Raw genomic sequence first — 24,238 nt, 5'->3', positions numbered from 1 at the left:
ACAGATCAGGTTCACCTCAAAAGACATGATCATATCTGAATACAAGCACGCAATAGCCTGAACAAAATTGCACCCGGTTTCACCTGAAGGCTAAGCCTTTACCCTGTAAGATTAAGGAATCACATAGAATGCGTAGAACTAAAATCGTTGCCACTCTGGGCCCTGCCACCGATGAAGCAGGTAAGCTGGCCCAGGTATTAGAATATGTCGATGTGGTACGCGTAAACTTTTCCCACGGCGATCCTGAAGAGCATCAGGCCCGTGTGGAAGCCGTTCGCAAAACGGCAAAAGAGATCGGCCGCTTTGTGGCCGTACTGGGCGACCTGCAAGGACCGAAAATCCGTGTCGCACGCTTTAAAGATGGCCCTATAAAATTGGCCGTGGGTGATAAGTTCACTCTGAATATGAATCTTGAAAGAGATGCCGGTGATCAGAACCAGGTTGGTGTCGATTACCCTCAATTGGCCGATGACGTAACAGCCGGTGATACTTTGCTGCTGGATGATGGCCGGATTCAACTCAAAGTTGATGATGTCGTAAAGCCTGAAGTGATCTGCACAGTGACCGTTGGAGGAAAGCTATCCAACAACAAAGGCATCAACAAACAGGGCGGCGGCCTTTCAGCAGCGGCACTGACCGAAAAAGATAAAAAGGATATTAAAACCGCCATCGCTCTGGATATGGATTACCTGGCAGTCTCCTTCCCCCGTACCGGTGATGATATGCGTGAGGCCCGCGCACTTTTGGGTGAGGCCGGACAGGATATCAACCTGATTGCCAAAGTAGAGCGTGCGGAGTCTGTCGCTGACGAGGTGGTTATGGATGATCTGATTCAGTCCTGCGAGGGCGTCATGGTTGCCCGTGGTGATCTCGGCGTTGAAATCGGTGACGCCCAGCTAATCGGCGTACAAAAAAAGCTGATTCAGCGAGCCCGTAGCCTGAATAAAGTCGTCATCACGGCAACTCAAATGATGGAATCGATGATTACCAGCCCCTTACCAACCCGTGCTGAAGTCTTTGATGTTGCCAACGCCGTTTTAGACGGTACCGATGCGGTAATGCTGTCGGCAGAAACCGCTGTTGGTGAATACCCTCTGGAAACGGTTCAGGCCATGGATCGTCTCTGTCGCGGTGCTGAACTGGAACGCATAACACAGCAATCCAACCACCGTATGCATGAAGATTTCAGTCACATCAACGAAGCGGTTGCGCTCTCTGCCATGTACGCCGCCAACCACCTGCAGGGCGTTAAAGCAATCGTCTGTATGACGCGATCCGGCCTCACCCCCTTGCTGATGTCCCGTATCCGCTCAGGCTTACCGATTTTTGCCTTTACAGCCCAGGAAAAGACTCAGAACCGCGTCGCTCTCTATCGGGGTGTTACAACCGTTCCATTTAACCACGCAAGCGCTGAGCCAGAGTCGATTGGCAAAGCAATTGAAGAGCTAAAACAACGTAATGTTGTCACTCAGGGCGACAATGTCATCTTCACTCGTGGTGATCATAACGGCACCCACACCCTGACCATCGTCCAGATTGAAGATTAATTTCCGGTAGATCAGACAAAAAAAACAGACCAAATCCCTCCTCCTGCAAAACATAGAGCGCTGAGAAAAATCAGCGCTTTTTTTATGCCTTAAAAACGGGCGCAGCCTGCTTCAGCTATGGGTTTTCTGCCTTTTTCATGTGCACGTCATAAAAATGATATAGAGCACTAAACAAACCATCACAAAACATTTGTATTCTAACAACAGATACAAAAAGCCATATCTTCGGCAAAAATTAACCCTTGAAAGAAAAAATCGGGCACGTTATTGTATAAATATACTTTGAACCCTAAACAAATATTATGAATAGTGACATTAGCGACTCGATTAGATTTACCCAACCCGAATTAAAGGACGGTCTTGCCGTTACAGACCTTATCCAAAACTCACCTCCTCTCGATCTCAACTCAAGTTACTGCTACATGTTGTGCTGCTCTCTCTGGGCAGAAACATCTGTATGTGCTTGGGATGGCGATAAATTGATTGGCTTTGTTTCAGCCTTCATCCGCCCGGATCAACCTGAGGCTCTTTTCATCTGGCAGGTTGCTGTGCACGAGAATGCACGTGGCAAACAGCTGGCAAAGCGTATGATCCTTGAGATCCTGAAGCGCCCGTCCAGTCAGCCTGCAACAGTTCTGCACACCACAATATCACCGGATAACACTGCATCCTGGCGAATGTTCGCCGGCCTGACCCGCACTCTGGAATGCGAATCCCGTACTTTCGATTTCCTGGATAAAGAGCTGCACTTCCACGGCTTGCATGAATCCGAAGAGCTGCTAGAGATCGGACCTTTCCGGCACCCGTAAGCCCGGAAGAGCTATGGGCATAGCGCCCGTCCTTTTGAAGCCTGACCATCCCCGGTCAGGCGCGCAGCTAACACCCGATATCAAAAAATTTAAAATTGGAGTACACGATGATTTTTAAAGAGTATGAGTCCGAAGTTCAGAGTTATTCACGTTCTTTCCCGGTTGTTTTCACCCAGGCGAAAGGCAGCAAACTGTTCGATGAGAATGGTAACGAGTACCTTGATTTTCTGGCAGGTGCCGGCTCACTGAACTATGGCCACAACAATCCAATCCTGAAAGAAAGCCTGATTGAGTATATCCAGAACGACGGCGTTGCCCACGGTCTGGATATGCACACAGAGGCTAAGGCAGGCTTCCTGGAGGCCTTCCGTGACATTATTCTGAAGCCGCGTGACCTAGATCATAAAGTAATGTTTACCGGCCCAACCGGTGCAAACTGTGTTGAAGCAGCCCTGAAGCTAGCCCGCAAAGTAACCGGCCGCCACAACATTGTTTCTTTCACTAACGGCTTCCACGGTTGCACACTGGGCGCACTGGCAGCAACAGGCAATAGTCATCATCGCGGTGGTGCAGGACAGCCCCTTAGCGGCGTTACTCGCCTGCCGTATGATGGCTATCTGGGTGACAACTTTAATACCCTTGAGCTGTTCAAAAAGATGCTGACCGACAATTCAAGCGGCCTGGATATGCCTGCTGCCGTCATTCTTGAAATTGTACAAGGTGAAGGCGGCCTTAATACGGCATCCGGTAAGTGGCTGAAAGAGCTGTCTACGATCTGCAAAGAGCATGGCATTCTGTTTATTGCCGATGACATTCAGGCAGGCTGTGGCCGCACAGGCACCTTCTTCAGCTTTGATCAGTTTGATATCAAACCGGACATTATTACGCTGTCCAAATCCCTGAGCGCCTTTGGTCTGCCATTTGCTGTTACTCTGTTTGACCGTAAGCTTGATATCTGGAAGCCAGGCGAGCACAACGGTACTTTCCGGGGCAATAACCATGCCTTTGTCACGGCGAAAAAAGCTCTGGAAACGTATTGGGCTGATGACAAGTTCGCAAACCATATTCATGCCCGCAGTGAACAGCTAAAGCTGGCTCTGAATAAAATTTGCGACAGCTATCCTGAACTGTATCGCAAAGGTCGCGGCCTGATGCAGGGCATCTGCTGTCCATCAGGCGATATCGCGGACGATATCACCTCACTGTGCTTTAAAGAAAATCTGATCATTGAAACCAGTGGACCTGAGGGCGAAGTTGTTAAGTGCTTCCCGCCACTGACTGTTTCAGAGGAAGAGATGGCTCACGGCCTGAATATTCTTGAACAAGCTTTCGATCAGTACTTCAGCACCCACATGGAGCTGAAAAAAGCCAGCTAAGGCTAATTTCAGCAACTGAAAAAAGAAGCCGCCTAAGGCGGCTCTTTTTGTTAAAGGCCGCCGAAATACCCGTCAGCCTACTTTAAGCTAACGCTTTAGAGCTTGTGGCAAAGTAACGTTTAATAAATGATTGTTCGTTTTCTGTTTATTTCATTTTGAGGTATTAACATGATTGTTCGTCAACTGCAGGAAGTAGAAAAAACCGATCGCTGCGTAACATCCGATAACTGGAAAAGCGTTCGTATGTCCCTGAAAAATGATGGCATGGGCTTCTCTTTCCATATCACGACTATTTTTGCAGGTACTGAAACACCGATTCACTATCAGAATCACCTGGAAACCGTTTACTGTATCAGCGGCTACGGAGAAGTAGAAACCGTTGCCGATGGCAAGATCTACCCGATCAGCCCCGGCACCATCTATATTCTGGACAAGCACGACAAGCACCTGCTACGCGCCCACGAAGGCGAGGATATTGTATTCGCCTGTGCATTCAACCCGCCACTGAATGGCAAAGAAGTTCATGACGAGAATGGCGTGTACCCTCTGGAAGCAGAAGAGGTTGCAGAATAACCTCCGGTCATTCTGTATATCTGTAAAAAAGCCGCTTCAACTCAGGTTAGCGGCTTTTTAGTAACCCTTTGCTTCAGCGTTATAACAATCAGACCTGACCAGAGACAGGATCACGTCTTGAAAGCCACACCTTCTGCGCCCCCTCAATCACCAGCAGCCCTACAGCCGCCCAGATAGCGATATAGGTCAGCCATTCATGCTCTGCAATACTTTCTCCCAGCAGCAACGAGACAAACACCAATAACACTGGCTCAAGATAGCTCAATAGACCAAACAGGCTAAAGGTCAGCAACTTAGCCGATAACAGATAGAAGATCAGCGCCAGCGCACTGATAAGTCCAAGACCAATAACCAGCCACCAGAGTGATTCATTGTCAGAAAAGGCGACGGCATCACCTTCAATCAACGCAAACCAAACCGCCACAGGCAAAAGCAGAAACATATCGCACCAGATGCCCCCAAGATGATCATTCCCCTGCCAGCGGCGCAGCAGAAAGTAAAGAGGATAACCCAGCGCCACTACAAAGGTTTCCCAGGAAACACCTCCTGTTTGCCAGACCTGATTCGCAACCCCTACCAATGCTGCCGCTACCGCTAAAACCTGCAGGAAGGACAACTGCTCCTTATAAACAAACCGCCCCAGAACAACCATCACCAGCGGCATCATAAAGTACCCCAACGAAACAGGCAGCCCACGCCCATTAACCGGCGCCCACATAAAAATCCATAACTGAACCCCCACCAGAAAAGCAGATAAGGGCAGGCCAACCCATAGCAAAGGTCGCCGCTTTACCTCGTTGAGCAGAGATGCCACCAGACGCCACTCACCACTTAACCATAGATAAAGGCTAACAACAGGCAATGTGAGCAACATCCGCCAGCCGAAAATCTGCTCAGCATCCAGAGGGCTTAACCAAGCCGGGTAATAGTAAAGCAGGGCAAACATAAACGCAGAGGACAGTATTAACGTCACACCATTTACCACAATCAACCTCCTGAATCTTTTCCGCAAAATATCAAAGAAAAGAATTTAGTTCCCTGACAAGTAAAAGTGGCGATATTAACAGCTTTCTGGCAAAGAGGCATGAAACCTATAAATACCGTTTATTTTTCAACAAGTTAATTATATTCTCCGCGAGAAATAGCCTAGAGCACGAAGAAAAAATCGCGCCCCGGAAAAACACCAGTCAGCAACCGCCAGTCCATGGGCTTTATTTGACATTTATTTCAGGTAATCTAAGCAGTTTGGGCTAGCTAATGTGCCCAAACTCGTTATCATTGCGTGCTAGGGCATAAATTCTTGCAAAGCATCTATTTATAGACTCACAAACAGGTAATTTAAGAAGACTCATGCAATCGTACGAAGAAGTTCTTGTGGCTATCCGCCAAATTATTCGCGGTATCGATCTACATTCCAGAAAGCTTAATAAAAGCACTGGCCTGACCGGTCCGCAGCTGGTTATTCTGCAGGAACTTGAGAAAGGTGGAGAACACTACACTATCCGTCAGCTGTCTCAAATGGTGAACCTGAGCCAAGCCACGGTAACCACCATTCTGGATCGCCTTGAGGCTAAGGGACTGGTGGTTCGCCAGCGCAGCACTATCGATAAGCGCAAAGTTCACGTATTACTGACCGATAAAGGTAACGAGCTGTTGAGTGATTCTCCAACAGCCCTGCAGGAAGAGTTTATTACCAAGTTTCAGAGCCTTGAAAGCTGGGAGCAAAACTTACTGCTGTCCTCTGTACAGCGCATTGCCCAGATGATGAATGCTGAAAAACTGGACGCGGCCCCGTATCTGGAAGTCAGCAGCTTCACTCAGGAAAAGAAATAACAGAACAAACACCTCAGATAACCGCTCCGATAAAGACGACGCCAACTACAACACTGACCTTCAGTGCTATCCCGCCTGTAGATTAGCAGTGCATCTGTGGCACGCGTCGTTTTTTGTTGCCTCTCTTTAGATCGATAATACAGGTTGCCGCTATGGAACATCTTAATGCACCTCAGGGCCAGTTCAATCTCAAGCGCTTTCCTGTGAAGCCTAAAGACACCTTGCGCGCCTGGGATGCAGCCGATGAGTATATTCTGAAGCATCTGAATGATGAACAGGTCGCCACCGACGGCAACATCCTGATCATGAATGACAGCTTTGGTGCACTCAGCACAGCCCTAGCCCACGCAAAGCCGACCATGTTGAGTGACTCCTACCTGGCGGAGCAAGGTTTAAAGCAGAACCTAGAGCAAAACAACATCACCCTAGGTCAGGTCTGTTTTATCAATAGCCTGCAAACACCGGAAAAACCACTGGATCTGGTACTAATAAAAATTCCGAAAAGCCATGCAATGCTGGAAGAACAGCTGCACCGTATCCGCCCTTTTGTCAGCTCCGGCACCGTTATCATCGCCGGCGCAATGAGCAAGATGATTCATACCAACACGCTAAGACTGTTTGAGCGCATCATAGGCCCGACCAAAACATCTCTGGCGGTCAAAAAGGCCCGCCTGATCTTTTCCAATGTAGCCGAGCTGACTCTGCCGGAGAACCCTTACCCGCTGACACTGGATCTGAAAAATGAGCAATTTACCCGTAGCCACTACACCCTGAGCAACCACGCCAATGTTTTCTCACGCGAGAGCATGGATATCGGCTCCCGCTTCTTTCTGCAGACCCTACAGCAGGAAAATATCGCATCTGATGAAGCCTTATCCATTGTCGATCTGGGTTGCGGCAACGGCGTTGTCGGTCTTATCGCTGCAGAGCATTTCCCTAACGCACACCTGCATTTTGTTGATGAGTCCTATATGGCAGTGGATTCTGCTCGCATCAACTTTCAGCGCGCCTTCCCTGAGCGGGAAGCCCGTTTTACCGCTACCGATTGCCTGGCCGGACTTGAAGCCAATAGCGCAGATCTAATTCTGAACAACCCACCTTTTCACCAGCAAAATGTAGTGGGTGATTTTATTGCGCAACAGATGTTCAGAGAGTCCAAAAAAGTACTAAAGAAAGGCGGTGCCCTTTGGGTCGTTGGCAACCGGCATCTTGGCTATCACACAGCACTCAAGCGCCTGATGGGCAACTGCACTATGGTCGCCGGAAATAAAAAGTTTGTGGTACTGAAAGCGGTGAAGCGCTAATAAAAAGCATGCAAGGGAAAGTACCCTCATACGAGGGCATGACATTATCTGCTGCTCTGATCCTGCTGCTTTCGATTACTCACACGGCAGCAATTTCACACTTCGAGATGAGAAACTCAGTCCTTTTGTGCCACGATAACCCGCCATAACGGCTTCAATCAGCGGCTCCTGGGCACTTTCATCGGTAGCCCAGTGCACAATAAAGTTAGCACCCGCTCCGCCGGAAAGATCTTGCTGATCAATAACAAAAGACGCCGTTGCCATCGGAGCCAAAGCAAACCAACCACTGATCAGGCTCTCCAGTTTTTCACCTCGGGTATCAAAGTAATCAACACTTTTTATAATCAATCGCTTATCTGAATTCATATTACGCACGCTCAAAGTAACGGCCAGCGGCACCTGAGAGCTCTCCGCCAGGTAGATATGCGAATAAGCCGGTACATATACAGAGCAGTCACGAGTAGCTTTTACTTCCTGCGGCTGCACGCTGTAAAAATGACTTCCTTTACCAGGGCTCTTACGCACCTGTTCGCTATAAGCTGGCTGCGCTAATGCCAGAAGCAACCCTACCACGGCAACACTTCTGCCAAATAATCCAGACCTGAGCATAAAACCTGCCATCACGTTATCCTCTTTCCTTGTATATCGTTAGCGGATTATACCCGCTCGCAGGACACAACATCCATCAGACAGAGCAATCAGCCTTTTCTGCAGACATAAAAAAACCGGCCCCGAGGTAGGGGCCGGTACTTCTAAGTAAAATGTTGCGCTCATTGGCTCAGTCTTGGACGCAACGCAGAAGTTCAAAATGTGCAGGTGCCACTAGCTTTTAACTAAAATATTAGCAAAAATTGCTATATAGGCAGGCGTACAGGCTCAGTTGTACGCCGGGCAATTCGAGCGACTGGATCACAGTCTCTCGAATACGGTTGCCACGCCCTGACCCATGCCGATACACATGGTTGCCAGGCCGAGGGTTCCACCTTTCTGTTCCATAACATTCAACAGAGTGGTGGAGATACGGGTACCGGAGCAACCCAGAGGGTGACCCAATGCGATTGCACCGCCGTTCAGATTCACTTTCTCGTCAACCTTATCCAGCAATTGCAGATCTTTCAGTACAGGAATCGCCTGTGCTGCGAAGGCTTCATTCAGCTCAACGTAATCGATATCATCGATCGTCAGGCCCGCTGCTTTCAGTGCTTTCTGAGATGCAGGCACAGGGCCATAACCCATGATGGATGGATCACAACCTGCCACACCCATAGAGCGGATTTTGGCGATTGGCGTCATACCCAGCTCTTGTGCACGCTGAGCAGACATTACCAGCATGCCGGAAGCACCCACAGACAGCGCAGAGGACTGACCTGCTGTAACGGTACCGTTGCGCGGATCAAACACCGGACGCAGCGCACCCAAGCTTTCCATAGAGGTTTCAGGGCGGATCACTTCATCATAAGTAATCAGTTTACGGAAACCATCCGCATCGTGACCTTCAACACCGATGATCTCTTTGTCGAAACGACCCGCCTGAGCGGCTTCGTACGCAAGGCGATGGGAGCGGACACCCAACGCATCCTGATCTTCACGGCTGACACCGTGCATTTTGCCCAGCATTTCAGCGGTCAAGCCCATCATCATGGCGGCTTTAGCGGCATGTTTGGACGCTGACGGATTCACATCAACACCGTGCATCATGTCGACGTGGCCCATATGCTCAACGCCACCGACCATGTACACATCACCCAGGCCAGCCTGAATGTTAGCCACTGCAATATGCAGAGCTGACATGGAAGAACCACACAGACGGTTAACCGTTTGTGCCGGTACAGTTTTAGGAATACGGGTCAGGATGGAAGCGTTACGGGCTACGTCATAACCTTGCTCCAGCGTCTGGTTAACACAACCCCAGACGATATCATCGATCTCAACCGGGTCCAGTGCGGTGTTACGGTCCAGCAGACCGGTCATCAGAGCAGCGGATAATTCTTCAGCTCGAACATTGCGGAAAGCACCATTTTTCGCTTTCGCCATGGCACTACGGGCGCCATCTACAATTACTGCATCACGAGGATTCAGGCTCATGATCTTCTCCTAATTTTTTGTTCTGGTTCCGGCTGAAGCAGGTGTAATCGTCTGCATACCAGCCGGACATCGCGGTTCAGTTACACTGATCAGATAAAGCTTAAAAGTAAGTCTTACCTTCAGCCGCCATCGCACGCATCTTTTCAGTCGGCTGGTACAGAGGACCCAGCTCTTCAGCGTACTTGTCAGCCATCGCACAGAAGGCTTCAAGACCGATGCTGTCGATATAGCGCAGCGCACCACCACGGAATGGAGGGAAACCAATACCGAAGATTAAGCCCATATCTGCTTCAGACGCTGTTTCTACGATGCCATCTTCCAGACAACGAACTGTCTCAATGCACAGAGGAATCATCATGCGCTCAATGATAGCTTCATCAGTCAGTTCACGGTTGTCCTGAACCAGAGGTTTCAGCAGTTCGTAAGCGGTCTCATCCACCACTTTCTTCGCACGACCTTTACGATCTTCTTCGTAAGCGTAGAAACCCAGCTTATTCTTCTGACCCAGACGCTCAGCACTGTACATCACGTTCAGAGCGGTTGTTCCTTCACGGGCCATACGATCCGGGAAACCAGCTGCCATTACATTATTAGCATGTTCAGCAGTATCCATACCCACAACATCCAGCAGGTATGCAGGTCCCATCGGCCAGCCAAACGTCTCCATCACCTTATCAACGCGTTGGAAGTCAGCACCGTGTTCGATCAGGCTCATAAAGCCACCGAAATAAGGGAACAAAATACGGTTCACCAGGAAGCCCGGGCAGTCATTAACCACAACAGGGGTTTTACCCATTTTCTTAGCGTAAGCAACGGTCGCAGCGATCGCTTTCTCACTGGTTTTCTCACCGCGAATCACCTCAACCAACGGCATCTTATGTACCGGGTTAAAGAAGTGCATACCGCAGAAATTTTCCGGACGCTTCAGATTCTCTGCCAGAGAGGTAATCGAGATCGTAGAAGTGTTAGAAGTCAGGATGGTATCTTCAGACACTTGGCCTTCCAACTCAGCCAGAACTGCACCTTTAACTTTAGGATTCTCAACAACAGCTTCTACCACCAGATCTACGTCACCGAAGTCACCATAGCTCAGCGTTGGACGAATCGCATTCAGGGCATCCGCCATCTGCGCTGGCGTCATACGCTTACGCTCAACACGCTTAGCTAACAGCTTTTTAGCTTCATCAAGACCCAACTGCAGCGCTGGCTCGTTGATATCCTTCATCATAATCGGCGTACCCTTGTACGCAGACTGATAAGCGATACCACCGCCCATAATACCGGCACCCAATACCGCAGCCTTATCGACAGGTTGCGCGTCTTTTTCGTAAGCCGCTGATTTCTTCTTCAGCAGCTGGTCATTCAGGAACAGCCCCACCAGGCTATTAGCTACTGGCGTGCGCGCCATGCGGGCAAAACTTTTCGCTTCTGCTTTTTGTGCTTTCTCACGACCTTCAGAAGCACCTTTCTGCATGCTCTTGATCGCTTCGATCGGTGCAGGGTAGTGAGGCCCAGCCTGACCGGCAACAAAGCCTTTCGCGGTTTCGAAAGACATCATGGATTCGATCATATTCAGCTTCAGCGGCTCCAGCTTCTCCTGACGCTTAGCCTGCCAGTTCAGTTTCCCGGCATTCGCTTCTTTGATCAGGTCAATCGCCGCCGCATCCAGCTTATCAGGTGCAACAACCGCATCCAGTGCGCCTTCTTTCAGGGCTGCTTCCGCTTTCTTCTCTTTAGTCGCACAAATCCACTCGATGGCGTTATCGTTACCGATAATACGCGGCAGACGAACCGTGCCACCCCAACCCGGGATGATACCCAGTTTAACTTCCGGCAGACCTACGCGAGCAGCAGTAGAGCCGACACGGTAATCCGTGGTCAGACAGATCTCAAAACCACCACCCAGCGCAATGCCGTTGATTGCAGTAACGCTTGGGTACGGCAGATCTTCAACGCGGTTAAAGATCTGATGTACCGCCATGTTCATCTCAACCAGCTCTTCTTCAGACTGACCGAAAGCATCGTGGAATTCAGTGATATCAGCACCCACGATAAAGACGTCTTTAGCACTGCGAATCACCAGACCTTTAATACCCTCAGCCTTAACCAGAGCCTGAGTCGCATCATCCAGTTCCTGAATCGTCACCTTGTTGAATTTGTTGACGGACTCACCCTGCAGATCAAAGGTCAGCTCAGCAATACCGCCTTCAATCTCTTTTACCGTGATGGCTTTACCTGCGTAAATCATCCACTGCTCTCCCCATTGGGTCTTGGTTCTTTTCCTCAGCTGACGACTTAATCCTTATTGTTGTGATTGCGCGTCAGCTGAAGCCAGTTGTTCTGCTGTATGAGGTTCGGATTACTGAAACAGAGTTTTTTTTCAAATCATGTTTCATACAAATATTTCATACAACCGTTTGAATATAGAATTACAATGCGTCAAAAATGGAAAACTGTCAAACCCTTTATAGGCTAAAAAAACACTTTTAGCGCGACCTTGGAGTCATCAATGCAGGACACGGAGCACAAAATTATCCCCGTTTGCGTTTAAAACCAATAAAAAGGCGTGAGACATGACTAACAAAAAGTGGAAAGAAGAGGGAGGAACGGGAAACAGAAACGACAAGCATAAAAAAACCCGCTTTCCGTAGAAAGCGGGTTTTTCAAATTTGGCTCCCCGAGCAGGACTCGAACCTGCGACCAATAGATTAACAGTCTACTGCTCTACCAACTGAGCTATCAGGGATCTCTCTGTTCAAGAGATGGGAGGAATTATATCCCTATCCTCATGAATTACAAGCATTTATTTAAATTAAATTTCAATTTTCTTTTAGCATCACTGTCATTCGGAGATTTCTGGTCATCTTTTACATATTGCTGTACATACAAACAATACTGTATATTTAGACAATACAAAGCGTTTTCCTATCACCATCATCAAAACCGAGGTCGACTATGTCTCTGCATTCGATTCAACCAGTGGGCATTGCAGACTCAAGCCGCCAGATCCCTCTGGCCAACAGTTACGTGTCTGCAGGCTTTCCGTCACCTGCCGATGATTACGTTGAACGCCATCTCGATCTGAATGACAAACTGATCCGCCACCCTTCAGCCACTTTTCTGATGAAAGTTGAGGGGGATTCCATGATCAATGCCGGAATGCAGGATGGCGATCTACTGATTGTTGATCGCGCCATTCAACCCGCACCAGGAAAAATAGTGATTGCGGCCGTCAATGGGGAGCTAACGGTAAAACGCCTGACACTGCATCAAAGTTGCTACTGGCTGCAGCCGGAAAACCCAAAATACCGCCCGATCCCACTAGATGAATCTAACGACTGCTTTATATGGGGCGTGGTTTGCCACATCATTCACAACTGCATCTGACGACTTCATTATGGCAATTGAAAAAACAGAGCAAACAGCCAGTACAACAAAACCTCTGATCGCACTAGTGGATTGTAATAATTTTTACGCAAGCTGCGAACGGGTTTTCGAGCCCGCACTTTATGGCAAACCAATTGGAGTTCTGTCGAATAATGATGGCTGTATTATCGCCCGCTCCAATGAGCTGAAAGCTCTGAATATCGAAATGGGTGCACCCGCCTTTCAGGTTTACCCCCACGTTAAACGTCTGGGCATCACCCTTCGCTCATCAAACTATGCGCTATACGGGGATATGTCAGCCCGTGTGATGCAGGTACTGACTGAGCTAAGCCCCAGCGTTGAGCGCTACTCCATCGACGAGGCTTTTGTTGACCTCACCGGTATGAATGAGCAGAGCACCGCTTTTTGTCGGCAACTGGCCACAACCGTTCCCCGCTATACCGGCATTCCGGTTTCCGTAGGTGCAGCCCCCAGTAAAACATTGGCGAAGATTGCTAACCATCTGGCCAAAAAGCAGCCCGGTAGAAATAGCGTTTGTATATTTCAGGAGGCTGATGATGTCGAGCTGCTTCAATGGCTGAAAAAAATCCCCGTGGAAGAGATCTGGGGAGTCGGCAAACGTCTGGGACAAAAGCTGCGCCTTAGAGGTATAGAGACCGCAATGGATCTTCGTGAAGCGAACCCTCAACAACTGAAGAAGAACTTCAGCGTTCTGGTAGCCAGAACCCAGATGGAGCTTCAGGGTACGCCCTGTATCCACCTCGATGAGGCACCAGAACCCAAACAAAGTATTATGTGCTCACGCTCATTCAGCACATCCACTAATAGTCTGAATGACCTGAAAGCAGCTATTCGGTTTCATTGCCAAAACGCCTGCGAAAAATTGCGCGGGCAGAATAGCCTGACTCAGGCGGTACTGGTAACAGCACGCTCCCGCTCAGAACGTTTTAAGGGGCGTGCCTACGACGCCTCGGCCATCGCACTACCCCAAGCCACCGATGATACTCAACAGATTCTGCACACCGCCCAAAAGCAGCTGGAAGCAATCTATCAGCCAGGCGTTCGCTACCATAAAGCGGGCATTATGCTATTAGATCTGATTCCATGGCGACCGATGCAGCTGGGTCTGCTGGAAAGTGAGCAGTCCGCCCTTAAGGAGGGAGGTGAGAAAACACAAAAGCTGATGCAAACACTGGATCAGTTAAATCATAAGATGGGGCGTCATACTGTGGCCTTCGGTTTACCGGTCGAAGATGCACGCTGGCAGATGAAGATGGCTCACCGATCACCTCGCTATACCACCTGTTGGAGTGAAATCCCTAAAGCAAAAGCCTGCTGAAAAGACCAAACGGCTGAGTTAAGCAATTTGAATCAAGGGTAACTCACCATCAAAGTCAGGCAACAACCAGATCTGCTCAAAAGGGTAATCTGTTTCATCAAAACTCATCGCCACATTCAGCAACTCTGAGCGCGTCCAGAGTGGACTCACATTGCGAATGACCAGCCAAACCCGATCAGAATCATAGTGCTTTTGTGCTTTACTGTGCAGAAGGCTTAGTAACGCTTTTTCTAAACGATCACAGGGATCAACCGAAGCCAGCTCAGCCAGGTAATGCCAGAGAAGATCGGCATTATCCCTGTCCCGCACATGTTTAGCCTCTTCTGATGTGGCGTAAAGGTGGGCAATCTCTAGGTCCAGCGGCTTATCTTGGAAATAGCAGGAGATATCCGGCTTCGCAGGCTCGTTATGCCAGATATGACGCATAGGCTCATTAAAGTCCTGCTCATAGCGACGCATAAAAAGACGTGCCGCATCCCGCTCCAGCAAGCGCTTTTCGAGATCTGAATGGCTGACCGGAGAACCGGTTTCGGTATGACGGGGATCTGATGTCATGGGGACTCATGCAGGTTGACAACTAAGAAGGATACTTTTGATTTTATAGCGCAACAGAAGACAGTAAAACCTGCAGGCATAAAAAAACGGTGTCTCAATTGAGACACCGTTCTTTAAGAATTAATTGGTCGGGACGAGAGGATTCGAACCTCCGACCCCTACAACCCCATTGTAGTGCGCTACCAGGCTGCGCTACGTCCCGAACCTGAGGACTATTATACAAAGGAGGCAACGTTTTGCCAAATAAATTTTACTATACAATCAAGTAGTTAGCTTTTTAAAACCGACAAACACAAAAAACCCAAATCAATAAAATTGATTTGGGTCGTGGGGCTGGTTATCTGGCGTTAACAGCAGCTACTGGCTCTGATATTCAGGATCATCAAAGCTTTCGACACGGGATTTCAGTTTCTGTCCTGGACGAAACGTTACAACACGACGGGCTGAGATAGGAATCTCTTCCCCCGTCTTAGGATTTCGACCCGGACGTTCACGCTTATCTCTAAGGTCAAAGTTACCAAAGCCAGAAAGCTTAACCTGCTCATTATCTTTCAGGCATTCACGAATTTCTTCAAAGAACAGTTCAACCATGTCCTTCGCTTCACGCTTGGTAAGACCCAGTTCAAGATATAGCTTTTCTGCCATTTCCGCTTTAGTTAACGCAGACATCTCTATCAGCTCCTCAGGCTTGCACCAAACTGCTCCTGTGCTGCGGATACAATCTGATCAACAAGGCTATTAATTTCCTCGTCATTTAGAGTGCGCGAAGCATGCTGCCACGTCAAGCCCAAAGCAACACTTTTTCGTTGTTCTTCAACACCTTTGCCCTGATAAACATCGAATAAACGCAACTCTTTCAGCCATTCGCCAGCCTTCTCACGCATGGCAGCCATCAGATGTGCAACAGGCGTATTTTCATCAAGGATGAACGCCAGATCACGACGCACCTCAGGGTATTTAGACAGCGAGTCAAACTTAGCCACATTACCGGACTGCAGTGCCGCCTGTTTGATTTCAAACACGTAAACACTGCCTTTCAGACCCAGCTCTTTCTGCACGGACGGGTGCAGAGCACCGATAAAGCCGATTGCTTCACCATTACGCAGAATCTGAGCAGTTTGCCCCGGGTGCAACGCAGGATGCTGAGCAGGCTCAAAGCTGACTTCAGCCAAGATACCACTATCATCCAGCAGCGCTTCCAGATCACCTTTCAGGTCAAAAAAGTCCATCGGTTTGGCATCACCGGTCCAGCCTTCAGGCTCACGACCACCGGTAGCGATAACGGCTACCATGGGATCCTGAACCATCTCTTCACCCCGCTGGATGAAGCACTGACCGCTCTCAAACAGACGGATACGTCCCTGTTGACGATTCTGGTTGTACTGCACCGCTTTCGCAAGACCAGCAATCAGCGTGGTACGCATCACGGACAGATCGGCAGAGATCGGGTTTGCCAGCGCAATCGGTGTGTTTTCCGGATCAAAGAGTTTGGACAAGCCAGGCTCAATAAAACTGAAGGCGATCGCCTCCTGATAACCTCGGGCCGCAAGCGACTGACGAATCATACGGATCGGTTTAATTGCTTCTGGCTGAGCTTCAATACCCAACGCCATGGTCGGGCTCTTAACCGGCAGATTGTCATAGCCATATACCCGAGCCACTTCTTCGATCAGGTCAGCTTCGATGCTGATGTCGAAGCGATAGCTCGGTACAGCTGCACGCCAATCGTTACCTTCTTTGGTCAGCTGAAGCCCCAGACGGGTCAGAATATCTTCAACTTTCTCAGCAGGCATATCCATAGCCAGCATCTGATTCAGACGACCAGCTCGCAATACCACATCGTTACGAACCGGCAGCTTACTCTCTTCAACCGCTTCAACCACAGGACCTGCTTCACCACCAACGATCTCAAGCAGCAGCTGAGTTGCACGCTCCATCGCACGAGCCTGCAAGGTAAAATCGACACCACGCTCATAACGATGAGAGGAGTCAGTATGCAGACCATAAGAGCGGGCACGACCAGCAATAGAAATAGGCTCGAAGAATGCGCACTCTAGGAAAATATCTGAAGTGCTATCGGTGACTTTAGTCTGCTCTCCACCCATGATACCGGCCATTGCAACGGCTTTATCATGGTCGGCAATGACTAATGTGTCTGCGTTAAGCTTAACCTCTGAGCCATCCAGCAGCTGCAGGGCTTCATCCTGCTCAGCCAGACGAACTTTGATGCCACCGGACAGTTTCGCCAGATCAAAAGCATGCATCGGCTGGCCCAACTCCATCAGCACGAAGTTGGTAACATCAACCACAGGATCAATAGCACGCACACCGCTGCGGCGCAGTTTCTCGACCATCCACAGTGGCGTCGTAGCCGTCGGGTTAATGCCCTTGATTACACGTCCCAGATAGCGCGGACAGGCATCGCTGTTGATTAACTCAACCGGGAAGGTTTCTGAAGCGGTTGCAGGTACAGCAGCAACTTCCGGAACATTAACCGGAGTCTGAGTCAGCACACCCACTTCACGGGCCAGACCTGCAAGGCTCAGACAGTCACTGCGATTGGGCGTCAGATCCACTTCGATGATGGTGTCATCCAGGTTCAGGTATTCGCGCAGATCAGCACCCACAGGGGCATCTGCCGCCAGTTCCATGATGCCACCATGGTCATCGGAAATACCCAGCTCATCTTCCGCACACAGCATGCCAAAGGATTCAACCTGGCGTAGCTTGGCTTTTTTGATTTTAAAGTCGCCCGGCAGAACCGCGCCCACTTTAGCAAAACCTGTTTTCAGGCCAGCGCGGGCATTCGCCGCACCACACACAACCTGAAAGGTTTCGGTGCCATCAGATACTGAACAAACTTGAAGTTTGTCAGCATTAGGGTGTTGTTCGGCGCTGATAATCTCGCCAACAACAACACCAGAGAAATCTTTGGCGGCTTTTTCAACGCCATCAACTTCCAGACCGGACAGGGAAAGCAGACTTTCCAGCTCATCCGTTGTGATGGAAGGGTTCACCCATTCACGGAGCCACTGTTCACTGAATTTCATTGTTCTTTCCTGAATCTTGTTTCTTGCAACTACTGCCACAGCTGAGATCAGCTGTCAGACAGCGAACCGTTCTTTTTAAAGCCCGCCCTGTTAGGGCAGCGGCGTATTAACGCAGCTGACTCAGGAAACGCAGGTCGTTATCAAAGAACAGACGCAGATCATTTACGCCATAACGCAGCATGGCCAGACGCTCAACACCCATACCGAAGGCAAAACCTGTGTACTCTTCCGGATCAATACCTGAGTACTCAAACACTTTCGGGTGCACCATACCGCAACCCAGAACCTCCAGCCATTTACCGTCGCCCCGGTCGATATCCACTTCGATGGATGGCTCAGTGAATGGGAAATAAGAAGGACGGAAACGCACTTTCACATCATCTTCAAAGAAGGCTTTCAGGAACTGCTCCAGAATACCTTTCAGATCAGCAAAACTAATATCTTTATCGACCAGAAGGCCCTCAACCTGATGGAACATCGGGGAGTGCGTCTGATCCGAATCACAACGATAAACGCGGCCAGGACAGATAATACGAATCGGTGGCTTATCCGTTTCCATAGTGCGCACCTGAACCGGAGAGGTGTGAGTACGCAGAACAGTGTTCGCATTAAAATAGAAGGTATCGTGCATCGCACGCGCAGGGTGATGCGCCGGAATGTTCAGAGCTTCAAAGTTATGATAATCGTCTTCAATCTCAGGGCCTTCGGCCACACTGAAACCGATAGAACCAAAGAAGTCTTCAATACGCTGGATGGTTTTAGTCACAGGGTGCAGACCACCAACTGACTGACCACGACCGGGCAAGGTAACATCCAGGGTTTCTGCCGCCAATTTAGCTTGCAGCTGTGCTGTTTCAATATCTGCTTTACGGGCGTTCAGGTCCTGCAGCAAAGCATCTTTTGCTTTGTTGATCTCATCACCGGCTTTAGGGCGCTCTTCCGGTGAAAGCTTACCCAGACCTTTCAGCAGCTGGGTCACTTCACCTTTTTTACCTAAATATTGAACTCGGATCTGATCCAGTGCCTGTGCATCACTCGCTTCAGCGATGGCAGAACGGGCCTGATCTACTAGGGTTGCAAGATTTTCCATCGTCTGTGGGCTCCAAATAAAAATAGGGGAAGACGTTAGCGCCTTCCCCTATTTAAGACTTATGCATAAGCACAGTCATCATCATTAACCCTCCTGCGCCTTAGCACATTCGGGAAACGATCTTAAGCTAGCGCTGCTTTCGCTTTCTCAACGATGGCAGCGAATACCGCTTTCTCGTGAACAGCCAGATCAGCCAGCACTTTACGGTCGATCTCAACATTGGCTTTTTTCAGGCCAGCGATGAAACGGCTGTAAGACAAACCGTTGATACGCGCACCAGCATTGATACGTGCGATCCACAGAGCGCGGAACTGACGTTTACGCTGACGACGGTCACGGTAAGCATACTGACCCGCTTTGATAACCGCTTGCTTAGCTACGCGGAATACACGGCTACGAGCACCGTAGTAACCTTTAGCTTGCTTAAGAACTTTCTTATGACGACGACGCGCCACTACACCACGTTTTACGCGAGGCATAACACTCTCCTGACTTTAGAATTCAAAAATTACAGATTTGGCAGCATGCGTTTTACTAACGCCTGATCCGCAGCATGCAGCTGCTTCATTGGGCGAAGCTGACGCTTACGCTTAGTCGATTTTTTGGTCAGGATGTGGCTACGGAAAGACTGCTTGTGCTTGATTCCGTTACCAGTCTTGCGAAAACGCTTTGCAGCGCCGCTGTTTGATTTGATTTTAGGCATTGTAAACAATACTCCGCATTCAAGTTTTTTTATCTGATAAACAACACTAAGCCGCCAAGCCTGATAGCAAAGCTATCAAGCGAAGCGGTTTAAATATCGAACCAGGATTACTTTTTCTTCTTCGGCGACAGCAGCATCACCATCTGACGGCCTTCCAGTCTCGGACGAGACTCAACGACAATCATATCCCCCAGGTCTTCTTCGATGCGTTTCATCAATTTCATACCCAGTTCTTGGTGAGCCATCTCACGACCGCGGAAACGCAGTGTGATCTTCGCTCTGTCACCATCTTCCAGGAAACGTATCAGGTTGCGCAGTTTTACCTGATAATCCCCATCTTCCGTTCCAGGACGGAACTTAACTTCCTTGACTTTAGTCTGAGTCTGGTTTTTCTTCTGAGCTGCTTTTTGCTTTTTCAGCTCATACTGATAACGACCGTAGTCCATAATTTTACATACGATCGGCTCAGATTTAGCGATTTGAACCAAGTCCAGACCGGCCTCTGCTGCTTTTGCCAACGCTTCAGCAAGTGTTACAACACCCACCTGTTCGCCATCAGCATCAATTAAGCGCAGTTCCTTAGCACGAATGTTTTCATTAATTGGCGCAACTTCAACGTTGCGACCTCTTGGGTTATTCCGCTTAATAGCTAAATCTCCAATAATTCTTTTTAGCAGCCAGAGCCCAGCAGGGCTTCTACTTGCTCTAAACTCATGCTACCCAGATCTTCGCCAGAACGGGTACGCAGAGCTACTGTCTCTGACTCTACTTCTTTATCGCCGATAACGGCAAGATAAGGCACTTTATGAATTGTGTGCTCACGGATTTTAAAGCCGATCTTCTCGTTTCTCAAGTCCGAAGATGCACGGAAGCCTTTATTTCTCAGAGTTTTTTCAATTTTCTGGCAATATTCAGCTTGTTTATCCGTAATATTCATAACGACCAGCTGTTTTGGTGACAACCAAGTTGGCAATGCACCAGCATAATGCTCAATCAGAATACCGATAAAACGCTCGAAAGAACCCAGCGCTGCCCGGTGCAACATGACCGGTGTTTTACGCTCACCTTCATGATCCACATATTCAGCACCCAGACGCCCAGGCATCGAGAAGTCAACCTGAATAGTACCACATTGCCAGACACGATCCAGACAGTCACGCAGAGAGAATTCAATTTTCGGGCCGTAGAAGGCACCTTCACCCGGCAACAACTCCCAGTCAAGCCCCTTAGCATTCAAGGCATCAGACAGCGCAGTCTCAGCTTTATCCCACACTTCATCAGAGCCAACACGCTGCTCAGGACGGGTGGACAGCTTGTACTCAATATCTTTAAAGCCAAAATCTGCATACACTTCATGCAACAGATCAATAAACTCAGACACTTCCGACTGAATCTGATCTTCAGTACAGAAGATATGGCCATCATCCTGAGTAAAACCGCGGACACGCATCAGGCCATGCAGAGAACCTGAGTATTCATTACGGTGACAGGAACCAAACTCAGCCATACGCAGCGGCAGTTCACGGTAAGATTTCAGACCCTGATTAAACACCTGGATATGACATGGACAGTTCATCGGTTTAACTGCGTAATCACGGTGTTCAGAATGAGTTGTGAACATCTGCTCGTGGAACTTATCCCAGTGGCCGGATTTCTCCCACAGAGTACGCTCGACTACCTGAGGCGTTTTCACCTCTTTATAGTCATTCAGGTCCAGCTTACGGCGCATGTAATCTTCGATGGTCTGATACAGAGACCAGCCTTCCGGATGCCAGAACACCATACCCGGAGCTTCTTCCTGCATATGAAACAGATTTAACTGCTTGCCCAGCTTACGGTGGTCACGCTTCTCAGCTTCTTCCAGACGAGTCAGGTAAGATTTCAGGGCTTTTTTATCGGCCCAGGCAGTACCGTAGATGCGCTGCAACATCTCATTATCAGAGTCACCCCGCCAATAGGCACCAGCCACCTTCATCAGTTTAAAGGCTTTAATATGGCCGGTGGATGGTACGTGCGGGCCACGACACAGGTCGACAAAACCATCTTGCTGATAGAAAGACAACGGCTGATCACCCGGGATATCCCTGATGATTTCAACTTTGTACTTCTCGCCCTTCTCTTCAAACAGGCGAATCGCTTCATCGCGGGAAAGCACAGAGCGTTCAACCTTGAAATCTTTCTTCGCCAGCTCTTTCATCCGAGCTTCGATCTTCTCAAGATCTTCTGGTGTAAATGGGCGTTCAAAAGCAAAGTCGTAGTAGAAACCATTTTCGATCACAGGGCCGATGGTCACCTGCGCACTCGGAAACAGATCCTGAACAGCCATCGCCATAAGGTGGGCACAGGAATGACGAATCGTATCCAAGCCTTCTTCATCACGGGCGGTGATGATAGCCAGATCGCTGTCATTTTCGATCAGAAAGGAGGTATCAACCGGTTCACCATTAACTTTACCGGCAAGAGCAGCCTTAGCCAGGCCAGCCCCAATATCGGCGGCAACATCATAGACAGTAACCGCCTGATTAAAGGAGCGTTGGCTGCCATCAGGAAGAGTAATAACGGGCATAAAAAATCCTACATTAAACGAAGCCGACCCCTACGAAAGGCCTGCTTTAATGGACTGGAAATACAAGACAGATCTATACATCAGCCTTATATAGACACGCACAACAATCAAAGTATGTAATTTCAATGTGCAGAGCACGTAATAATAACACCCGGATACGCCTGATGCTATCGCGTCCGGCAAAACATTAGCCTAAACTAAAGCCACTTGAAGGCTTAAATGCAGTTTCGCAAACGGTGCCAAAACACCAGCTAAAAAACAGGTATTATGCGAACTACGCACATCCGCTTATATAAAAAACTGATACCATGGGCTTTACAGCAAGAGGGCTCTATCGATGGCAAAACCCTTCTGATAAGGCGAAGAACATGCAAACAAAGAGTCACGAAACCAATCTCTCAATCCTGGATACACTGAATGAGATAGGTATTGCGCTCTCGGCCGAAAAAGATATGGATAGCTTGCTCGAACGCATCCTTATCAATGCAAAGATGCTGACGAGTGCTGATGGCGGAACGCTGTACCTGTATAACAGTCAGCTTAAAGCACTGGAGTTCTGCATCGTCCGGACAGACTCGCTGGGAATAAAGCTTGGCGGGAAGACGGGTGCGCCTATCAGTGATAACTTCCGACCACTTCCTCTTTATCTTGACGATGGCACTGCCAATGAACAGATGATCGCAGCTTATGCCGCCTTACATAAAGAGATCATTAATATAGAAGATGCCTATACGGTGACGCATTTTGATTTCAGCGGCACCCGGAAATTCGATGAAAGCACCGGCTATCGATCAAAGTCTTTCCTAACCATCCCGATGACCAACCATGAAAACGACATCATGGCAGTCCTTCAGCTGCTCAATAAGGTTGATGAAAAAAGCGGTGACGTTATCCCTTTCTCGCTACAGGATCAGAAACTGGCAGAATCCCTCGCTTCTCAGGCCGCCGTGGCGCTGACCAATAAGGGCCTGATCGATGAAATGCAGAACCTTTTCGATGCCTTTATCAAACTGATTGCAACCGCAATTGATGAAAAATCTCCACACACCGGCAACCATTGCCGCCGGGTTCCTGAAGCTACCATGATGATTGCCGAGGCCGCTCATAGAAGTGGTGATACATATTTCAGCAACTTTACCATGGATGCTTCCGACCGCTACGAACTCAAAGTTGCGTCATGGCTGCACGATTGCGGAAAAATCACCACACCAGTGCACGTTGTTGAGAAGGCAACAAAACTGGAAACAATTCATGATCGTATAGAGCTTGTAGCAGCAAAATTTGAGATTCTGCGACGCGACCATGAAATTGCCATGCTGAAACAACGCATCACCGCATTGGAAAAAGGAGACACCGATCACACTTCCATCATCAACAATTATGAGACGCTAGCCAAATCTCTTGCGGAAGACCTGAGTTATGTTAAAAAATGTAACAAAGGCGGTGAATTCATGACCGATGACCAGATCAGATATATTGATAACTTGTCCCAGATTAGCTGGACAGACATGGAAGGAAACCCACAACAACTGATCACGGACAATGAGCGCTACAACCTGACCATCCGCAGGGGAACCATAACGGCAGAAGAGCGGGAAACCATAAACAACCATATGTCCCTGACCATTCGAATGCTGGAACAGCTGCCATTTCCGAAGCACCTGAAAAATGTTCCGGAGTATGCCGGCGGACATCATGAGCGTATGGATGGCAAAGGCTACCCCAAGGGACTGACCCGCAACGAGATGTCTATTCCGGCAAGAATCATGGCGGTTGCTGATGTTTTTGAAGCCCTAACATCTTCCGACCGACCATACAAAAAAGCGATGCCACTGTCCCAGACACTAAATATCATGGGCCGCATGGTAGAGGACAACCACCTTGATCCGGATATTTTCCGGTTATTTGTAGAGTCAGAAGTCTATCTGAAATATGCAGAGAAATTTCTGAAAGCCGACCAGATAGATGAGATCGATGCGACCAAACTACCTGGAATAACGGCTAGCACATCACTCTGACAA

The 24,238-nt window shown here is 48.9% G+C and carries 21 protein-coding genes and 2 tRNA genes; 9 read left to right on the top strand and 14 right to left on the bottom strand.

Features of this window, described 5'->3' with window-relative positions; genetic code table 11:
• Positions 1 to 128 precede the first annotated feature (128 nt).
• The 4 genes from pyk to ACN0R8_RS12360 all read left to right on the top strand — a co-directional run bounded on the left by pyk (position 129) and on the right by ACN0R8_RS12360 (position 4,305).
• On the top strand, positions 129 to 1,547 hold the full coding sequence (gene pyk, locus ACN0R8_RS12375; RefSeq protein ID WP_417597844.1) for a pyruvate kinase: 1,419 nt from the start codon (positions 129 to 131) through the stop codon (positions 1,545 to 1,547).
• Positions 1,548 to 1,849: 302 nt separating this feature from the next.
• The gene (gene ectA, locus ACN0R8_RS12370) at positions 1,850 to 2,356 is read left to right on the top strand and encodes a diaminobutyrate acetyltransferase (RefSeq protein ID WP_417597842.1); all 507 of its coding nucleotides are present in this window, start codon (positions 1,850 to 1,852) and stop codon (positions 2,354 to 2,356) included.
• Between the two features lie 107 nt (positions 2,357 to 2,463).
• Positions 2,464 to 3,732 (top strand): diaminobutyrate--2-oxoglutarate transaminase, encoded by a 1,269-nt coding sequence (gene ectB / locus ACN0R8_RS12365; RefSeq protein WP_417597840.1) that lies wholly within the window; start codon positions 2,464 to 2,466, stop codon positions 3,730 to 3,732.
• A gap of 168 nt (positions 3,733 to 3,900) precedes the next feature.
• Complete coding sequence (locus ACN0R8_RS12360) at positions 3,901 to 4,305, top strand: ectoine synthase (RefSeq protein WP_417597839.1); 405 nt, start codon at positions 3,901 to 3,903, stop codon at positions 4,303 to 4,305.
• 88 nt (positions 4,306 to 4,393) lie between these two features.
• On the opposite strand, the gene rarD is transcribed toward ACN0R8_RS12360, so the two are convergent.
• Positions 4,394 to 5,278: an EamA family transporter RarD gene (gene rarD / locus ACN0R8_RS12355; protein ID WP_417597836.1), complete on the bottom strand. Its 885-nt coding sequence runs from the start codon at positions 5,276 to 5,278 to the stop codon at positions 4,394 to 4,396.
• Positions 5,279 to 5,655: 377 nt separating this feature from the next.
• Between rarD and ACN0R8_RS12350 the strand changes: the two genes are divergently transcribed.
• Together ACN0R8_RS12350 and ACN0R8_RS12345 are read left to right on the top strand one after the other, a co-directional pair.
• Positions 5,656 to 6,138 (top strand): MarR family winged helix-turn-helix transcriptional regulator, encoded by a 483-nt coding sequence (locus ACN0R8_RS12350; RefSeq protein WP_077242500.1) that lies wholly within the window; start codon positions 5,656 to 5,658, stop codon positions 6,136 to 6,138.
• A gap of 152 nt (positions 6,139 to 6,290) precedes the next feature.
• Complete coding sequence (locus ACN0R8_RS12345; protein WP_417597834.1) at positions 6,291 to 7,442, top strand: methyltransferase; 1,152 nt, start codon at positions 6,291 to 6,293, stop codon at positions 7,440 to 7,442.
• A 75-nt stretch (positions 7,443 to 7,517) separates the two neighbouring features.
• Here ACN0R8_RS12345 and ACN0R8_RS12340 read toward each other — a convergent pair whose 3' ends face one another.
• The 4 genes from ACN0R8_RS12340 to ACN0R8_RS12325 all read right to left on the bottom strand — a co-directional run bounded on the left by ACN0R8_RS12340 (position 7,518) and on the right by ACN0R8_RS12325 (position 12,273).
• Positions 7,518 to 8,063, bottom strand: coding sequence for a DUF3124 domain-containing protein (locus tag ACN0R8_RS12340; protein WP_417597832.1), 546 nt, complete (start codon positions 8,061 to 8,063; stop codon positions 7,518 to 7,520).
• 288 nt (positions 8,064 to 8,351) lie between these two features.
• Positions 8,352 to 9,527 carry an acetyl-CoA C-acyltransferase FadA gene (fadA, locus tag ACN0R8_RS12335; protein ID WP_417597830.1) on the bottom strand — a complete coding sequence of 392 codons (1,176 nt, stop codon included), beginning with the start codon at positions 9,525 to 9,527 and terminating at the stop codon, positions 8,352 to 8,354.
• Positions 9,528 to 9,627: 100 nt separating this feature from the next.
• Complete coding sequence (gene fadB, locus ACN0R8_RS12330) at positions 9,628 to 11,775, bottom strand: fatty acid oxidation complex subunit alpha FadB (protein WP_417597828.1); 2,148 nt, start codon at positions 11,773 to 11,775, stop codon at positions 9,628 to 9,630.
• A 422-nt stretch (positions 11,776 to 12,197) separates the two neighbouring features.
• Positions 12,198 to 12,273 (bottom strand) — tRNA-Asn (locus ACN0R8_RS12325).
• Between the two features lie 209 nt (positions 12,274 to 12,482).
• Between ACN0R8_RS12325 and ACN0R8_RS12320 the strand changes: the two genes are divergently transcribed.
• Together ACN0R8_RS12320 and ACN0R8_RS12315 are read left to right on the top strand one after the other, a co-directional pair.
• Positions 12,483 to 12,914: a LexA family protein gene (locus ACN0R8_RS12320; protein ID WP_417597826.1), complete on the top strand. Its 432-nt coding sequence runs from the start codon at positions 12,483 to 12,485 to the stop codon at positions 12,912 to 12,914.
• A gap of 10 nt (positions 12,915 to 12,924) precedes the next feature.
• Positions 12,925 to 14,253: a Y-family DNA polymerase gene (locus tag ACN0R8_RS12315; RefSeq protein WP_417597824.1), complete on the top strand. Its 1,329-nt coding sequence runs from the start codon at positions 12,925 to 12,927 to the stop codon at positions 14,251 to 14,253.
• Positions 14,254 to 14,271: 18 nt separating this feature from the next.
• Here the strand turns inward: ACN0R8_RS12315 and ACN0R8_RS12310 are convergent, their stop codons facing one another.
• The 9 genes from ACN0R8_RS12310 to thrS form a co-directional block, all read right to left on the bottom strand.
• Positions 14,272 to 14,808, bottom strand: coding sequence for a hypothetical protein (locus ACN0R8_RS12310; protein WP_417597822.1), 537 nt, complete (start codon positions 14,806 to 14,808; stop codon positions 14,272 to 14,274).
• Positions 14,809 to 14,933: 125 nt separating this feature from the next.
• Positions 14,934 to 15,010 (bottom strand) — tRNA-Pro (locus ACN0R8_RS12305).
• A gap of 155 nt (positions 15,011 to 15,165) precedes the next feature.
• Positions 15,166 to 15,477, bottom strand: coding sequence for an integration host factor subunit alpha (gene ihfA / locus ACN0R8_RS12300; RefSeq protein ID WP_077242509.1), 312 nt, complete (start codon positions 15,475 to 15,477; stop codon positions 15,166 to 15,168).
• Positions 15,478 to 15,482: 5 nt separating this feature from the next.
• Positions 15,483 to 17,858 (bottom strand): phenylalanine--tRNA ligase subunit beta, encoded by a 2,376-nt coding sequence (gene pheT, locus ACN0R8_RS12295; RefSeq protein ID WP_417597820.1) that lies wholly within the window; start codon positions 17,856 to 17,858, stop codon positions 15,483 to 15,485.
• A gap of 106 nt (positions 17,859 to 17,964) precedes the next feature.
• Positions 17,965 to 18,948, bottom strand: a complete 984-nt coding sequence (gene pheS / locus ACN0R8_RS12290; RefSeq protein WP_077242511.1) for a phenylalanine--tRNA ligase subunit alpha — start codon at positions 18,946 to 18,948, stop codon at positions 17,965 to 17,967.
• Positions 18,949 to 19,070: 122 nt separating this feature from the next.
• Positions 19,071 to 19,427 (bottom strand): 50S ribosomal protein L20, encoded by a 357-nt coding sequence (rplT, locus tag ACN0R8_RS12285; protein WP_077242512.1) that lies wholly within the window; start codon positions 19,425 to 19,427, stop codon positions 19,071 to 19,073.
• Between the two features lie 29 nt (positions 19,428 to 19,456).
• Entirely contained in the window at positions 19,457 to 19,651 is a 195-nt protein-coding gene (rpmI, locus tag ACN0R8_RS12280) for a 50S ribosomal protein L35 (protein ID WP_077242513.1), read from the bottom strand.
• 107 nt (positions 19,652 to 19,758) lie between these two features.
• Complete coding sequence (infC, locus tag ACN0R8_RS12275; protein ID WP_417598086.1) at positions 19,759 to 20,298, bottom strand: translation initiation factor IF-3; 540 nt, start codon at positions 20,296 to 20,298, stop codon at positions 19,759 to 19,761.
• A 23-nt stretch (positions 20,299 to 20,321) separates the two neighbouring features.
• Positions 20,322 to 22,217, bottom strand: coding sequence for a threonine--tRNA ligase (gene thrS, locus ACN0R8_RS12270; RefSeq protein ID WP_417597817.1), 1,896 nt, complete (start codon positions 22,215 to 22,217; stop codon positions 20,322 to 20,324).
• 368 nt (positions 22,218 to 22,585) lie between these two features.
• On the opposite strand from thrS, the gene ACN0R8_RS12265 reads away from it, so the two are divergent.
• A complete protein-coding gene (locus tag ACN0R8_RS12265) occupies positions 22,586 to 24,235 on the top strand; it encodes an HD domain-containing phosphohydrolase (protein WP_417597815.1) in 1,650 nt (549 codons plus the stop codon).
• The last annotated feature ends 3 nt before the right edge of the window (positions 24,236 to 24,238 follow it).

Origin of the sequence: Oceanospirillum sp. (assembly GCF_048265165.1) — a bacterium.
Lineage (GTDB): Bacteria > Pseudomonadota > Gammaproteobacteria > Pseudomonadales > Halomonadaceae > Oceanospirillum.
The sequence above is the reverse complement of the archived record's forward strand: the minus strand, read 5'-3'. Positions and strand labels throughout refer to the sequence as shown.

What these genes read in the sequence shown, in the direction of transcription:
- pyk (WP_417597844.1), top strand. Translation starts at nt 129, where the DNA reads ATGCGTAGAACTAAAATCGTTGCCACTCTGGGCCCTGCCACCGATGAA.
- ectA (WP_417597842.1), top strand. Translation starts at nt 1,850, where the DNA reads ATGAATAGTGACATTAGCGACTCGATTAGATTTACCCAACCCGAATTA.
- ectB (WP_417597840.1), top strand. Translation starts at nt 2,464, where the DNA reads ATGATTTTTAAAGAGTATGAGTCCGAAGTTCAGAGTTATTCACGTTCT.
- ACN0R8_RS12360 (WP_417597839.1), top strand. Translation starts at nt 3,901, where the DNA reads ATGATTGTTCGTCAACTGCAGGAAGTAGAAAAAACCGATCGCTGCGTA.
- ACN0R8_RS12350 (WP_077242500.1), top strand. Translation starts at nt 5,656, where the DNA reads ATGCAATCGTACGAAGAAGTTCTTGTGGCTATCCGCCAAATTATTCGC.
- ACN0R8_RS12345 (WP_417597834.1), top strand. Translation starts at nt 6,291, where the DNA reads ATGGAACATCTTAATGCACCTCAGGGCCAGTTCAATCTCAAGCGCTTT.
- ACN0R8_RS12340 (WP_417597832.1), bottom strand. Translation starts at nt 8,063, where the DNA reads ATGGCAGGTTTTATGCTCAGGTCTGGATTATTTGGCAGAAGTGTTGCC.
- fadA (WP_417597830.1), bottom strand. Translation starts at nt 9,527, where the DNA reads ATGAGCCTGAATCCTCGTGATGCAGTAATTGTAGATGGCGCCCGTAGT.
- fadB (WP_417597828.1), bottom strand. Translation starts at nt 11,775, where the DNA reads ATGATTTACGCAGGTAAAGCCATCACGGTAAAAGAGATTGAAGGCGGT.
- ACN0R8_RS12320 (WP_417597826.1), top strand. Translation starts at nt 12,483, where the DNA reads ATGTCTCTGCATTCGATTCAACCAGTGGGCATTGCAGACTCAAGCCGC.
- ACN0R8_RS12315 (WP_417597824.1), top strand. Translation starts at nt 12,925, where the DNA reads ATGGCAATTGAAAAAACAGAGCAAACAGCCAGTACAACAAAACCTCTG.
- ACN0R8_RS12310 (WP_417597822.1), bottom strand. Translation starts at nt 14,808, where the DNA reads ATGACATCAGATCCCCGTCATACCGAAACCGGTTCTCCGGTCAGCCAT.
- ihfA (WP_077242509.1), bottom strand. Translation starts at nt 15,477, where the DNA reads ATGTCTGCGTTAACTAAAGCGGAAATGGCAGAAAAGCTATATCTTGAA.
- pheT (WP_417597820.1), bottom strand. Translation starts at nt 17,858, where the DNA reads ATGAAATTCAGTGAACAGTGGCTCCGTGAATGGGTGAACCCTTCCATC.
- pheS (WP_077242511.1), bottom strand. Translation starts at nt 18,948, where the DNA reads ATGGAAAATCTTGCAACCCTAGTAGATCAGGCCCGTTCTGCCATCGCT.
- rplT (WP_077242512.1), bottom strand. Translation starts at nt 19,427, where the DNA reads ATGCCTCGCGTAAAACGTGGTGTAGTGGCGCGTCGTCGTCATAAGAAA.
- rpmI (WP_077242513.1), bottom strand. Translation starts at nt 19,651, where the DNA reads ATGCCTAAAATCAAATCAAACAGCGGCGCTGCAAAGCGTTTTCGCAAG.
- thrS (WP_417597817.1), bottom strand. Translation starts at nt 22,217, where the DNA reads ATGCCCGTTATTACTCTTCCTGATGGCAGCCAACGCTCCTTTAATCAG.
- ACN0R8_RS12265 (WP_417597815.1), top strand. Translation starts at nt 22,586, where the DNA reads ATGCAAACAAAGAGTCACGAAACCAATCTCTCAATCCTGGATACACTG.